Source organism: Bacillus cereus group sp. Bc061, from assembly GCF_027715825.1.
In the GTDB taxonomy this organism is placed as follows: domain Bacteria; phylum Bacillota; class Bacilli; order Bacillales; family Bacillaceae_G; genus Bacillus_A; species Bacillus_A paranthracis.
On sequence record NZ_JAQFTZ010000001.1, the window covers coordinates 1579791 to 1593649 of the forward strand.

The following is a 13859-nucleotide window of genomic DNA, read 5'->3' on the forward strand; positions in this document are numbered from 1 at the left end:
AAATTATTCATCAAATAGAAAATAATATCCTACATAGTTACATACATTTATAAACCCTACATTTTCCACAACTGCGATAGAAGACTTGTTCAATTCCATACAGTCCCAATATGGAGTAATGTCATTCTCCAAACAATCTTTCACAAAACTATGAGCTATCGTTTGAGCTAATTTTCTCCCCTGGTGCTCTTCTATTGTTTCAATATCTATACAGTGTATATTTTCAAATACAAATCCTGAAAAACAAACACTCACAATTAGATCACCATAAACAATGCAATAACCGATTCCTTCATTGAAAAAACAATCTGGTGAAGACCAAAACTCTAAAATTTTTGATTGTAAAAAATCAATGTTCTTAAATGTGTTATTATTATTTTCATAGAGAGCTTTACTCATTTTTAGCACAGTATATCCCTGTTCAAATTTAGGCTCATGATGATTTTCATAATCCTCTTTTCTTAGCATATACACTCTTTGATTCCAACTCTTTAAGTTACGGTGCTGAAATATTCTTTCAATTGTTTTGTTCCACTTTGAATGATTACCGATTCCTTCAAAACAATTTAGTCCAACCTTTTTCGCCTCAGGTTTTATTACATTATTAATAAGATGATTCATTTCTTTATTAAACTCTTCATTTTCAGCATTTCCAATAAAAAAGAAGCCATCATTATTGCCTAACCAAATAAGCCCCAAATTAGGGGAAGATATGTTATCTACAAATATACGACCAGGATTCACCCCTGCAATTACAGCTTTGACTTCTAATTGACCTCGTTCATTTATTAAACTACTACATTTATAAAAATCATTCTTGCTTAATTCAGAAATCATAAGTTAAACCACCTTTTTGAAATCGCTTTATTATAACTTTAACACCATGACAGAATATTCTCTATTCTTTTTAATAGTTGTTTTAAATCAATGAAATATATAATAAAAAAGAGCCAATCTCCAACACAATAGAAGATTGACTCTTTCCTTTATTTATTCCCCTGTTTCAGAAAATCGTTTTATACGTTCACCAATTTCATCACGAACACGTTGAAATTCAGACCATTCTTTTCCTGCTGGATCATCAAATCCCCAGTGAACACGATTCACATGTGGCGGAGTAGATGGACAAACCGAATCCGCATGACTACAAAGCGTAACGACTAAATCAGCACGATTTAAAATGTTTGCATCAATTATATCTGATGTTTGATTTGTTATGTCGATATTTACTTCGTTCATTGCTTTAATTGCGTTTGGATTTACTCCATGTGCTTCGATTCCTGCAGAATATACATTCCACTTATCTCCTAAATATTTCTTTCCCCATGCTTCTGCCATTTGGCTTCGGCATGAATTTCCTGTACATAAGAAATAGATTGTCTTTTTGTTCTCCATGTTGTTTTCCACCTTTATTTTTAAATTTAGACTGATTGATCATTAAAATATTTACGTTTAAACCAAAAAGCAACGTTTACAAGTGCAATCATGACAGGTACTTCAACTAAAGGACCGATAACAGCTGCAAATGCTGCGCCCGAATGAATACCAAACACACCAACTGCTACAGCAATCGCTAACTCGAAATTATTGCTACCTGCTGTAAATGCTAATGTTGTAGTCACCGGATAGTTTGCACCAATCTTTCTTCCCATAAAGAAAGAAACAAAAAACATTACAATAAAATAAATGAGTAATGGAATTGCTATTCTTACTACATCTAGTGGTACGCTAACAATCATCTCTCCTTTTAAAGAAAACATAATAATGATCGTAAATAGCAATGCAATCAATGTAAGTGGACTAATCTTAGGTATAAAAACCTTTTCATACCACTGTCTTCCTTTTAACTTAACTAGTACAAAGCGCGTCAACATACCTGCTATAAAAGGAATTCCCAAATAAATAAACACTGATTTTGCTACTTCTATCATTGTAATATCGACAATAGCACCTTCAATCCCTAACCATTCTGGAATGACTGTTACAAACACGTATGCATAAATGGAGAAGAATAACATTTGAAATACCGAGTTAAAAGCCACTAAACCTGCCGCATACTCTTTATCCCCATCGGCAAGATCGTTCCAAACAATGACCATCGCAATGCAACGTGCTAATCCAATCATAATGAGACCAACCATGTATTCTGGTTTATCAGGAAGAAAAATAATTGCTAACACAAACATAAGTACCGGACCAATAATCCAGTTTTGTACTAAAGATAGAACTAACACTTTTACATCTTTAAATACTTGGCCCATTTCCTCATAGCGAACTTTCGCCAATGGTGGATACATCATTACAATTAAACCAACAGCAAGTGGAATAGACGTCGTGCCAACTTGTAATGTATTCAGTCCGTCTACTACACTAGGGAACACAAACCCTAAACCAATCCCAACAGCCATCGCTAGAAAAATCCATAGTGTTAAATATCGGTCTAGAAAAGATAAGCGTTTCATTTTATTTTCCATCTCCTATTAACAACAAGAATTTTTAGCTACTTCATTAGAAGTCGTACAACAAGATGACTCTTCAATTTTGTGAACATCACTATGTGCTTTCGTATAAAAGAATTCCCACTCATTCCCATCAGGATCCGTTACCCAAAACTTATCTTGTACTGCATAGCAACAAGTCGTATCCATCTCATCACGCGCGAAGAAACCTTCTTTTTCTAATCTTTCTTTATGTAATGTAATTTCTTCAGCTGTATCCACTTGGAAACCGAAATGATTTACCTGATTTCCCTTCACTTCATCTCGCACGTTCAGCGTGAAATTAAGTCTTGGCGTCTCTAATAGAAATTTTGCATAATCCGTTTTCACTTTAACTGGTGATACACCAAATACTTTTTCATAAAATTCAATGGACTTCTCTAAATTCGTAACGTTTATACCGACGTGAACATATCTCATACCTTATTCCTCCTCTTTACATATCATTAATCAATTTTTTTTGATTAATAAATTAAAATTTTAACAGCAGCTACCTTTGCCTGTTTTTCTAAAGATACAGCACAATTCTTCTGATAATAAATTATTCACTTCCGTATCATTTAAATCATAATAACTCCACGTACCTTTTGTTTCTTTTACAATTAAACCTGCGTCTAATAAAATCTTTAAATGATAGGACAACTTAGATTGTGTCATTTCAAAAATCTCTGTTAAATCACATACACACGTCTGGCCTCGCTGACAAAGTTCATACATGATTTCTAGACGTTTCTGATCCGCCAACGCTTTAAACTTTTTCTCATAGAGCTGAAAATCTTGTACCACTGTAGTTCACTTCCCTTCATCAACTTTTTTTGATGTTTATAGTATATATGTAGATGAGTTCTATATGCAACTAGTTAATCAAGTTTTTTTGATTTATCAAAAAAACTTCCTCGCATCATCACTTTGCTACAACTAAAAAAGACCATAGCCTTTTCAAAAATGAAAAACTATGGTTCTTTTTACAACTTAATAGTTACAACATTTCCGAGAAATGGAGTCTCTATAACTATTTTTAATTTTAATTTGATCATTATAGAGTAGTGCCCCGTCACCCTCAATCTAAGAAAAACAAATACCCCAAAATGAGAAAAATCGATATAACTCTTGTTTTTGGTGCATATTCATAAAAAGCACGTTACCCTTTCTCATTAACATAAGAGAATAGTAACGTGCTTTTTATTTCAAAAATAGTCTAAATCCTTAAGTTGATGGTTGTGGGGCGGGACCCTAATAAGAACGGTATCTAAGGTTGTATGAGTGGTGTTCGTTCCATTCCAAAGGCCTCTGCCGACGATTAACTCAAGTACCGGTTTCGGATAACCCCCATGTGATGAAGCTCGTGTCCTGCAATGCTGTACGCGAGGGCGCGCGCCGTAATGCTTAGGTTGTTGGCTGTGCCCTTGCGGATCCACGCCTCCGCTGGTAGCCCGCGCAGTAATGTAATCGTTGATTGCCGTACGGCCCGGTAGTCTTCGGCCAATTGCGCGGTTGTCCAGCTTCCGAAAGGAGGTATGAATAATTCCTGATCGAAACCGGTCAAAGGCGTCTGGTCCCCTCTTGCGAACCGGAGCAGGCGGTAGGTCATGACGCGTTCCGCGTCTGTAATGTGGCCCACAACTTCTTTCAGTGTCCATTTTCCTTCCGCATACCGATATGCGGCCTGGCTTTCGGTCAACGATGCCAGGAGTTCGGTCATTTGCTTTTCCTGAGCAAGTAAAATGTCGATGATGTTACCGTCTGGCACCAAACGGATATATTCGCCGGAGCTCCCAGCGTATTCTTCTTCTGACGGTCTTTGATTCATGCGTAGTCACCTCTTTATGTATATATAGAAAATTATAGCACTCGTCTATGTCTAATCAATTCGCGAAATAATAAAACTTCCCTTCTAATAATTGAGGATAAGCAACTATTTAGTCGGTCGCCACACTATCCTGATTCGTTAGCACAATAAGCAATGCTAATCAATAATGCATAAAAATTAGAAGTTATACAATATTTCAAAGTTATGAATATATATTAGTTTATTCCAAAACATACATAAATACATTTTGTCGAAACTATTAAAAAGGTAAATTTTCTCTAGCTGGAGAATTAATAATTGTTTTACCAATATGTAAACATCTCAATTTAAAACTAAAGGAGAACAAAATGGGAAAAATAATTGTATCGATGTACCTCTCACTAGATGGTGTCATGGAGGAACCAGCTTGGACTGCTCCATACTTCAATGAAGAAGTAGCAAAGTTTCAATCCAATTTACTGTTTGAAAGTGAAGCTCTTCTACTAGGGCGAGTAACCTATCAAGGTTTTGCAGCTGCCTGGCCTTCTATGACTGATGAAGAAGGTTTTGCTGATAAGATGAACAGCATTCCTAAATTTGTTGCTTCAACAACTTTAGAAAAAACCGAATGGAATGCAAATCTTATCAAGGATAATGTTATAGAAGAAATATCGAAACTGAAGGAACAGCCCGGTCAGAACCTTTTAATCTATGGCAGTGGTGAGATCTTACACAAACATTAATGCAACATGACCTCATTGATGAATACCACTTTATAGTCAATCCCGTTATCGTAGGAAGCGGAAAGCGTCTCTTTAAAGACCAGAGCAATACAAAAGCATTAAAACTTATAGAAACAAGAACGACCAGTTCAGGTGTCGTTATTCTTTCCTATCAGCCGGAGAAAAAAGAATAATTATTGATAAATTATATAAACAAAAAAACTCATCAGAATAAATCCTGTTGAGTGTTTTCAAACAATGGACAAAACTTTTTTACATCCTGGCTCACTAGGATGTAACCATGAACCATTTCGCTCAACACGGTATTGTTAATTTTGATGCTGGGCAATTCTCTGTTGAATTGAAAAAAGTACCATATGATAACGAAAACTTTATAAATCAATACTTAAAGTTACAAATTCCAGATTATAAAACCATTTTAAAGATTTTTTATGGGAAGAACATATAATCTAATTAAACTAGTAGCTCTATTGACTTCCGAGTTTAATGATTATATAAGAGGAACTAAGATTTTGCACTATCTATAAAACAAAAAAGACGTTATCCTTCCTGTAGAATTATAGGAAAGAATAACGTCTTTTATTCATTTTAATGTTTCACATTATTTTACATAAATGATATCAAATTTGATAGGGCAAGACAAGAATTCGTTCTTTTTTGAGTCACTCACAAAAAACCAAGGTAAATCCAATCATTTTGTCGAGTTTTCCTTGGTTTTTAATTAATGAAAAATTTTATATCTCTACTGTTACTCATAAGAATTCAGGTCATTTTTTTCGTTTTGGGGTATTTGCTTTTCTTAGCTTGATAGCGATGGTGTAGGACCCCAAAACAGTACGATTTTATTTCAAAGACACAACAATCTTACTACACACTTTTTATTTATCCCACACTCTCATCTGCTAGTATTACTATTTTTTATTACTAATGTTGCCGTTTCACTCGGATGGCTAAGAGGAAAATGATGGCCATATGGAACACAATCAACCTTACCAAGATGCGATGGAGCAGAATAGGCTCTGTCATAATCCCCCCAAATAATGTGAAGATTATACTTTGTTACTTCATTGAAATCACCTTGATCGTTTTTCAGTAGTAAACTGTTAAGCTGAACCGTAGTATTTAAAATTCTAGGAGAAGTAAAACTTTTACTTATCTTTTCAATATAATGTTCAGGGATGCTCTCCATACTTTCAAACAAACCATTACTTAATAAATAACGCCCTATCAAATTAGTAGTTGCCAGTTTTAATGTCCATTTGTTCATAAATTGAGGAACATTTAGGGATTTAGCATTTTTTTTAACAACAGGTGGCTGAAGTAAAGTGATTGCATACTTCTTATCTATGTACTCTTGTACCAATGCTTCCAGAAGAATAAACGCACCGAATGAATGTCCAATTAGATGTGCACCATTCGTAGCTTTCTCCAATAACTTTTTCACTACATTCAAATAGATATCTAGAAGATTTTTCTCTCGTTTAAAAGGAGAACGTCCCAAACCTGGAAGATCCAAAATCCATACAGGTTGACCAGTTTTTTCATGAAGCTCTTGTGCTAAAGGAAATAAATCCTCTCCATCACTCAATAAACCATGTAATAATATAAACGGTTGACCCTCTCCTTGTAATTGGTAAAGGGTATTGTTATCGCATAATGTTCGTTTAAATACATGATTATGCTGGCCATTTTGATACATCATTCGATAATCCAGATCAGCTACTACGGCAGGGAGAAATTTCATTACACTCGTCTTCTTAAACCAATCTCCTCCCATAATTTTTTTCGCTGAAACATTTGAAAATTTTTGTTTTGTAATAAAATTCAGTCCATCAGAAGGAATTTTTGTTATTTTACTTACTCCACTATTCATAATTGCTTTCATAAGTGGCATCGGGACAGAGATTTTTGGTGCCCTCATATTCATACTTTCCGACATAATACTTAATAATTCAGCAATGTTTTGATCGTGCTGTTTGTCTTCAACAAGTGTATATGTTTGAATAGTCGGTTGCTCCAATCTGAAAACCTGCACAATAAACTTCGCAAGCTCATCGTTTGAAATAAGTGGTAACCTATATCCCTTACCTCCAGGAATCACTGGCATGAGCCCTCTTCGCATACTCATCACAAGCAAACCTAATCCTGCTATCTGCTCTGTACTCCCTGTTTTACTACTACCGACTACAGTTGGCGGATTAATTACAGAAAGCGGATAACCTACTGTTGATGCCTGCTGACGGATATAAAGATCTGCTAAAAATTTTGTTCTCTCATATGGATTTTTTATTTTTAAATAATTGTTTCCTTCTTTAAACACATCAATTGCAATCTTGCTATTTTTATCATCAAAGGGACTCATATAACCTACAACATGAATAAATTGTTGCAAACCCTTCAATTGATGAATACTTTTAGCTAATTCACTAATATGTTTGGCGCCATTTAAAAATACGGAAGCTGCCTCTTTACTTGTCGCTTGAATATCCATGGGGCCTCCTGCGTGAATAATCACATCCGTTTTCAATACCCTCTCCTTATCTTCACCACTTAGACCTAAATCTAGTTTCGTCAAATCACCTTCAATAAAGTGCATAACATCCTTTTTTAAGATGCCTCTTTCTTGAAAAATGCTTGTTGCTTTACTTTTCGACCTCACTAAAAGAAGAATTTTAACATCCTCTTTGGCTAATTCTTTCACTAATTGCTTTCCAATAAAGCCTGTTCCACCAGTTAAAAATACTGTTCTCATATAAGATCCCCTTTTTAGTACTACTTAGTACTAATTTGATGTAAAAAAAATGCTTCTGTTATCGAAGCAATTTTAAAAAATGATCTGCTGTTTTCGTGATTACAGTTGCATCCTTCAATGTTTCTGAAATAAATAACGCCCCTTCAAGATTTGTAATAAAAAGGGATGCAACCTCATCAATATGAATCGTATTTCTGAATTCTCCATTCTCTATCCCTTGTTTAAGTAATAGAGAAACTTTCTTTTGTAATCCTGTAAAAAAAAGACCTATTTTTTCTTTTATTTGCGTGGCCTGTGTAGGACTTTGAATATAAAGAGTAATAAATGGACAGCTTCCCTTATACTCTCTCGATTGAACTCCTTGTGATAATTGCTTTAAAAACAGTTGGATACGATCTTCAACTAAAAATTGGTTCTGAGAAATTACGTCATCAATTGCAGATTGATACATTTCAATCCAATAATCAACGACCGCTTCTAATAATACTTCCTTATTAGAAAAGTGATAATACACATTAGACTTTGAAACTTTGCTTACACGTACTAATTCATCCATACTTGTATAAGCAAACCCTTTTTCTAAAAATAATGTTGCAGCTACTTCAATCACATGTTTTTGATTCATTAATTTTACCTTTGTCATAATTAGAACTATATAGTACTAATTTAAATATCGCAAGCATTTATGTTAATTTTTAAAAAAGTTTAATTAAAAAAGTTCCACTAACATTGATTTTACTGCAAAAAAATCTTATTTTGAATAAAGTTGAACTGAACCCCGAAATTGTTCATTCACTATTGTCTAATAGAGGTCACCATACATACCCATCACAACTTTAGAAAAAGAAATACCCCCAAAACAAAAAATGAACGGCTTCTCAGAATAATTATCTGTAGAGAAAGAAAATTTTAATTTAGGGGGATATGAAAGTATTAGCTTGATGGTGATGTGGTGCTCTCCCAATATGTAAATAAAAAGTAGGAGGAGCCTATATTAACAGACTCCTCTTTAAAATAGCCATTCTATACATGTTAGAAATAAATTCATTTTATTAATAATGAATATTCACCGTTTTTATCATCGAATTTATATACATTTAAATAATATTTACCTGGTTTCGCTGCGAATTTCCCCTTTATAACATTTCCTTCATCTTCACCACAAGCTACATAATTTTGCATGTCTGATTCATGATAAAGCACCCATGTCATCCCAATATTTTGTTCATTTACCACAGAAATATCTACTTCTTTTGGATCTGTAACATTAAACGTATAAACATCTGTTTGATCAGGAGTAATCAGATTTCCTTTTACAAGCGTATTAAACGGGAGTACCTTCTCCTCTTCATAAGATTCACCTGTTTGCGGATCTTGTTTTACAGTAACTTTTGTTTGTTCTTTGCTTTCTTTTCCTCTACTATCTTTTACTGTTAGTTCCACAGTGTATGTTCCTTTTTCTCCATATACATGGGTAGGATTTGCTTCTGTACTTGTAGTACCATCTCCAAAGTTCCATAGATAAGAAATAACTTTTCCATTTTCACTTTTTGTACCATCGCTATGAAATTGAATCTCTTCATTTACTATCCCACTGTATGGTCCATTCATATTTACTGTAGTAGTTGTTTTTTCCTTTTCCTCTGTTGCAACACCATGAAAAACAATATCATATTCAAACTGGTTAGCTGCATTCACACGATAGTTTACAAAATAGGCTGTAACTGTTTTATAACCACTCCAACCTTTTTGGGATAACTGCTCTAAAGTTTGGTTTACTTGTTTACTCATCGCTTTCCAATCTTCAGACTCACCTTTTGATGTACCACCTGTGTACTTGCCTTCCACGGTAAATGTATTAAAGAATTGCGACTCATATTTTGTAATTTTGGCATCTTTTATATTTGCTACATCCACAATTTCGTTTTTCACTTCAGCTAGCGGCTTTGGTGCGTGTTGAATTAAATAATCATTTGTTACTTGCGGTACATTATATTTTTCTTGATTATCAATCAACTGCTGCATATACGCTTGATATTCTGCATTCAATTGTGTATTGTTGCTCAATGATTCACGATATGAGTCATAATTTTTCACATCGTTTGTACGGATTAAATCTTGAAGCTTATCAAATGTTTCAAATTGATGATTATACAAATATGACTGTATTGCAAAGGAATACTTATAAAAGTCCCATGATCCATATTTTGAGAACAAAGTTTGCTTTGCTGTATAACGGCTTGCTGGATTAGATGATAAGCCACTTATCATACTTTTACGCGGAACAACATTATTTGTACGTGTAGATCCTGCAAAAAATTCTGCATTTCCTTCTTGGAACCAAGTTAATCGTTCATTTTGATACATTTCTCCGCTTCCAAATAAACCAGGAACCTCATACCTTCCTTGTAAATAATGAGTGAATTCATGACGGAATAACTCTTCTAAACTATAAATACTCTGCTTTGGCGTACGCTCATATGTAAAGAAGGTCCCCTTCTCTTCAATATAAATTCCACCGTTGTTTGTTTCATATCCATATAATTGTCTATTTAATTGATATTCATCTGGATTATTATAAATTACTATTGTTAGTACATCATCAGCGTTACCTGGTTCTAGCGCTTTATCATTACCAATTACACGGTGATATTGTGCTTTTACTTCTTTGGCTGCCCAATATAATTTCTTAATTTTTTCTTCTGTTACTTTATCTCCCGTCTTGAAGACAATTGATCCGTCATCAAATGTATATGTTTTAGGTAAGTATTGTCGTTTCCCTTCTTCACGTATTTTCTGTAGATCTACTGCATTTCCACTATAATCTTTTCCACCATAGTTTGTTTTCATTTGTTCTACTGCTACAAAATAAGGTCCACTTAGACGAGGATACAAGCTCATCGCTTGTGTAATAACTTCCAATCCTTTGTATGGATTACTATGAAATTTCCCTAAACGACCTGCATAATAAATGCCATTATTAATTAGCCAACTATTTTCATTTGTTATATTCCCCACGAGAGCAATTCTATTAACCTCATTTATAAAGTTATCAATCTTTCCATACCACATTGTTTCATTAGGTTGCTTATTCGTATCCTGCAAATAAGACTGTATATCATAATCAATTCCTTTTACAATTTCATATACGGCTTGTCCTTTCGCATAATCGCTTTCATACGTAGAAAGATTATCATTATATTGTTTTAAAATATTTACCGCATACTGTACTGTTTCAGTATCACTAGAGGCATTACCAATTAATTTTCCATACGCAGTTACGACTCTATCTTGCTCAGCTGTACCTAATTTGAAGTTTGGATTTTTCGCAATCGCTTTCAATGCGGGTAAACACTTGTCATGGAAGCTTCTCTCTTTTAAGTAACTTAATTCATTATTATAATATCCCACATAAAAAGCAGAACGTAATACTTCAACAAATGTTTCAATGCCCTTTGAATTTTCTTTCGTAAACGTCCTTCCTCGTTGTCCTAATTCATTAATGATAACGTTCATGCGTTCTTTATTCTGATAAAATGCTTTCGTATCTTGATTGAATTGAAATAAATCCGTAATTTGATTCCAAGAAATTTTTGATAATGTATCAATGAGTTCGCTATTAGGCATTTTATTCAGTTCTGCCAAAGTATAGCTTTGCTTTAATTGAATTTCATCACGTTTCATAACCGGAGTAGGACGTTGTGAAAAATCTCCTATTTTTAAACGCTCTTCAAAAGTCAAAGTTTCGTCCGCTTTTGTAGCATGTACAATTTCATCTTTTGAAGTTTCTGTCCCCATTGGTTTCATCTGTAAGATATTATAGGGTGCTGTTTCTTCTGCTGATACCTGTGTTTGAATACTTCCAAATGATAATGCCATTGTACTAATCCCAATCATCATTTGGGTGAATTTTAAATTCTTGTTCATTACATTTCCTCCATTTATATATTCCATCCAAAAATATAACATTTTATCTTAATAAATCATTATAATATGTATTATTTCATATTTAATTACATGAATTTCCCTATAAACTGATATTAAATAAAACATTATAGAATTTTTTTCTTTTTTCATTCTTACTCATGAATTGGGTATATTTTTTGTTTGAAATTTACGGGTTCATCGCAAGAAACCAAACTCTCTGGCAAGATTTCGTAAGATATTTAGCGATAAAAATCTTTGAATTTCTTAAGTAAATAGTTGTAATTCATCGGATACAGAAATAGACATACAAAAACGTCATCCTTTCTTATTAATTTTACAAAAAGAATAACGTATTTTTTCATAAAAAATACTCGTCAAAGTGTAAAACAAAAAGGCTATCTCAGCCCTTTTTGTTTTATAAATCCTCTATATTATATTCGGTATATCCCTCATGATAGTAAATAATATTAATACTTTTCATGAATATTTCATGACTATTTATTTCGTCTACTAATGCATTTTGGAGTAAATGCTTAATTTCAATATCTTTAATTGGGCTGCGTTCCATTGCAGTAAATAATCTTCTTTATCAATTTTATTGCAGTCGACCACCTGATGAAGTTCATTTTTAAAGATTAAATCTAGCCATATTCTATTCTCTCTACCGTTTCCTTCTCTAAAGTGGTGGCTATATATATATTCATTTCAACTTAAAGAGAGTCTGTGTTTTGGCACAAGCTCTTTTTTATTGCATTTCAAATATATTCAACAAGGTGAGTCTTTTTCAATTACAGCAATATAGAAAAAAAGTCTGGTTCTGATATAAAAACTTCAAAATAACCGCAATTAATCTATAAAACTCGGACATACTAATGAAGAAGCATTCAAACGAATCTGGGCTGTTTAAATTTGATTATAAAACTATTTTTCTCTAGTAAAATAAAGCAAGGCTATGGTCGGAAAAGCGATTCCTATCCATAATGTTAGATTCCATCCTCCTAAGGCATATGCCCATCCTCCAATAAAGGATCCAACAGCACCTCCTAAAAAGAAAATAGCCATAAATAGTCCATTTAATCGACTACGAATTTCTGGACTCAACGAGAAAATTAAACGTTGGCTAAGCACAAGGTTTGCAGATACTCCCATGTCCAACAGAATTGCAGCAATTACTAAAACAGCTATTCCAAAGGGCGAGCTACTTTGAATAAAAAGTGGGAGTATTAAAGAAATAATAACAACAGTGAGAGCTATCCCAGTGGCAGGTCGTGTCCAGCCAAGATCAGCTAGACGACCACCTATTGGAGCGGCTATTGCACCTGTAATTCCGACAAGTGCATATAATGCTATGGCAGTCTGAGAAAAATGAAAAGCAGGACTAGATAATAATAATGGAACAGTGGTCCAGAATAAACTAAAAGCCCCAAATACACAAGCATGATAAATGGCGCGACGGCGTAAAATTGGAGTAGTACGTAGCAGTTGCCACATTGAATTAAGTAAGGCTATATAATTTGTTTTTGCCTTTGGTTTCCTAGTAGGGAGTACTTTCGATAATACAAACGCTAAAACAATAATTACAGTAGCAGATAAAGCAAATATTGCATTCCATCCCCACATATCGGCTACTAGACTAGATATCGGTCGCGCAAGCATAATACCTAATAACAGACCACTCATGACATTGCCAACTACGCGACCGCGTGCATTCTCAGATGAAAGATATGATACAAGAGGTACGAGCACTTGCGCTGCGACCGAACCCAGGCCGATAAAGAATGAAGCAATTAACAACAAGGTTGCGCTTTTTACAAAAACCATAGAAATGAGTGCAAATGCACTTAAAAATAACAATATAAGTATCAATTTTTTATTCTCAACAATATCCCCCAAAGGCACAAGAAATAATAAGCCAACAACATATCCAATTTGAGTTAGCGTTACAATTAATCCAGCGCTACTATTAGAAAGCCCAATTTCATTACTAATTAGCCCAATTAAAGGCTGTGCATAATAAAGATTAGCCACAATAATACCACATGCAGTTGCTAAAAGAATGATTAAACCTGATGAAATGTCCTTATCAATTGCTTTATTTTTAAAATTAGACATAAGTATTTCCTCCCATACTTTTATTTCAAAATTACTAA

The 13859-nt window shown here is 33.9% G+C and carries 11 protein-coding genes and 2 pseudogenes; 2 read left to right on the plus strand and 11 right to left on the minus strand.

All coding sequences use genetic code 11. The annotated features are described in order from the left end of the window. Positions 1–3 precede the first annotated feature (3 nt). From PDQ40_RS08245 to PDQ40_RS08270, 6 genes are all read right to left on the minus strand, one after another. Positions 4–837, minus strand: a complete 834-nt coding sequence (locus PDQ40_RS08245) for a GNAT family N-acetyltransferase (protein WP_270691346.1) — start codon at positions 835–837, stop codon at positions 4–6. 153 nt (positions 838–990) lie between these two features. Beyond that, positions 991–1395, minus strand: a complete 405-nt coding sequence (arsC, locus tag PDQ40_RS08250; protein ID WP_000428334.1) for an arsenate reductase (thioredoxin) — start codon at positions 1393–1395, stop codon at positions 991–993. A 26-nt stretch (positions 1396–1421) separates the two neighbouring features. Continuing rightward, on the minus strand, positions 1422–2462 hold the full coding sequence (gene arsB, locus PDQ40_RS08255) for an ACR3 family arsenite efflux transporter (RefSeq protein WP_061130818.1): 1041 nt from the start codon (positions 2460–2462) through the stop codon (positions 1422–1424). An 18-nt stretch (positions 2463–2480) separates the two neighbouring features. Then, positions 2481–2918, minus strand: a complete 438-nt coding sequence (locus PDQ40_RS08260) for an ArsI/CadI family heavy metal resistance metalloenzyme (protein ID WP_001271030.1) — start codon at positions 2916–2918, stop codon at positions 2481–2483. A 60-nt stretch (positions 2919–2978) separates the two neighbouring features. Further along, positions 2979–3284, minus strand: a complete 306-nt coding sequence (gene arsR, locus PDQ40_RS08265; protein WP_001982246.1) for an arsenical resistance operon transcriptional regulator ArsR — start codon at positions 3282–3284, stop codon at positions 2979–2981. Between the two features lie 514 nt (positions 3285–3798). Beyond that, on the minus strand, positions 3799–4308 hold the full coding sequence (locus tag PDQ40_RS08270; RefSeq protein ID WP_001076313.1) for a DinB family protein: 510 nt from the start codon (positions 4306–4308) through the stop codon (positions 3799–3801). A 347-nt stretch (positions 4309–4655) separates the two neighbouring features. On the opposite strand from PDQ40_RS08270, the pseudogene PDQ40_RS08275 reads away from it, so the two are divergent. Together PDQ40_RS08275 and PDQ40_RS08280 are read left to right on the plus strand one after the other, a co-directional pair. After that, positions 4656–5203: pseudogene (locus tag PDQ40_RS08275) on the plus strand (dihydrofolate reductase family protein). A gap of 107 nt (positions 5204–5310) precedes the next feature. Continuing rightward, entirely contained in the window at positions 5311–5478 is a 168-nt protein-coding gene (locus PDQ40_RS08280; protein ID WP_001015238.1) for a hypothetical protein, read from the plus strand. Positions 5479–5925: 447 nt separating this feature from the next. Here PDQ40_RS08280 and PDQ40_RS08285 read toward each other — a convergent pair whose 3' ends face one another. The 5 genes and pseudogenes from PDQ40_RS08285 to PDQ40_RS08305 all read right to left on the minus strand — a co-directional run bounded on the left by PDQ40_RS08285 (position 5926) and on the right by PDQ40_RS08305 (position 13821). Next, the gene (locus PDQ40_RS08285) at positions 5926–7782 is read right to left on the minus strand and encodes an alpha/beta fold hydrolase (protein ID WP_270691347.1); all 1857 of its coding nucleotides are present in this window, start codon (positions 7780–7782) and stop codon (positions 5926–5928) included. A gap of 58 nt (positions 7783–7840) precedes the next feature. Further along, positions 7841–8407 carry a TetR/AcrR family transcriptional regulator gene (locus PDQ40_RS08290; RefSeq protein WP_001072132.1) on the minus strand — a complete coding sequence of 189 codons (567 nt, stop codon included), beginning with the start codon at positions 8405–8407 and terminating at the stop codon, positions 7841–7843. Between the two features lie 419 nt (positions 8408–8826). After that, positions 8827–11709, minus strand: coding sequence for a collagenase ColA (gene colA, locus PDQ40_RS08295; protein WP_270691348.1), 2883 nt, complete (start codon positions 11707–11709; stop codon positions 8827–8829). Positions 11710–12124: 415 nt separating this feature from the next. Next, a pseudogene (locus tag PDQ40_RS08300) lies at positions 12125–12399 on the minus strand (protein adenylyltransferase Fic); the annotation flags it as partial. A gap of 231 nt (positions 12400–12630) precedes the next feature. Further along, positions 12631–13821 carry an MFS transporter gene (locus PDQ40_RS08305; RefSeq protein ID WP_270691349.1) on the minus strand — a complete coding sequence of 397 codons (1191 nt, stop codon included), beginning with the start codon at positions 13819–13821 and terminating at the stop codon, positions 12631–12633. Positions 13822–13859 lie beyond the last annotated feature (38 nt).

Bases quoted from the DNA above. Each gene is read 5' to 3' on its own strand.
- PDQ40_RS08280 (WP_001015238.1), top strand. From the start codon at position 5,311: ATGAACCATTTCGCTCAACACGGTATTGTTAATTTTGATGCTGGGCAA.
- PDQ40_RS08260 (WP_001271030.1), bottom strand. From the start codon at position 2,918: ATGAGATATGTTCACGTCGGTATAAACGTTACGAATTTAGAGAAGTCC.
- colA (WP_270691348.1), bottom strand. From the start codon at position 11,709: ATGAACAAGAATTTAAAATTCACCCAAATGATGATTGGGATTAGTACA.
- PDQ40_RS08285 (WP_270691347.1), bottom strand. From the start codon at position 7,782: ATGAGAACAGTATTTTTAACTGGTGGAACAGGCTTTATTGGAAAGCAA.
- arsC (WP_000428334.1), bottom strand. From the start codon at position 1,395: ATGGAGAACAAAAAGACAATCTATTTCTTATGTACAGGAAATTCATGC.
- arsB (WP_061130818.1), bottom strand. From the start codon at position 2,462: ATGAAACGCTTATCTTTTCTAGACCGATATTTAACACTATGGATTTTT.
- PDQ40_RS08290 (WP_001072132.1), bottom strand. From the start codon at position 8,407: ATGAATCAAAAACATGTGATTGAAGTAGCTGCAACATTATTTTTAGAA.
- PDQ40_RS08305 (WP_270691349.1), bottom strand. From the start codon at position 13,821: ATGTCTAATTTTAAAAATAAAGCAATTGATAAGGACATTTCATCAGGT.
- PDQ40_RS08245 (WP_270691346.1), bottom strand. From the start codon at position 837: ATGATTTCTGAATTAAGCAAGAATGATTTTTATAAATGTAGTAGTTTA.
- PDQ40_RS08270 (WP_001076313.1), bottom strand. From the start codon at position 4,308: ATGAATCAAAGACCGTCAGAAGAAGAATACGCTGGGAGCTCCGGCGAA.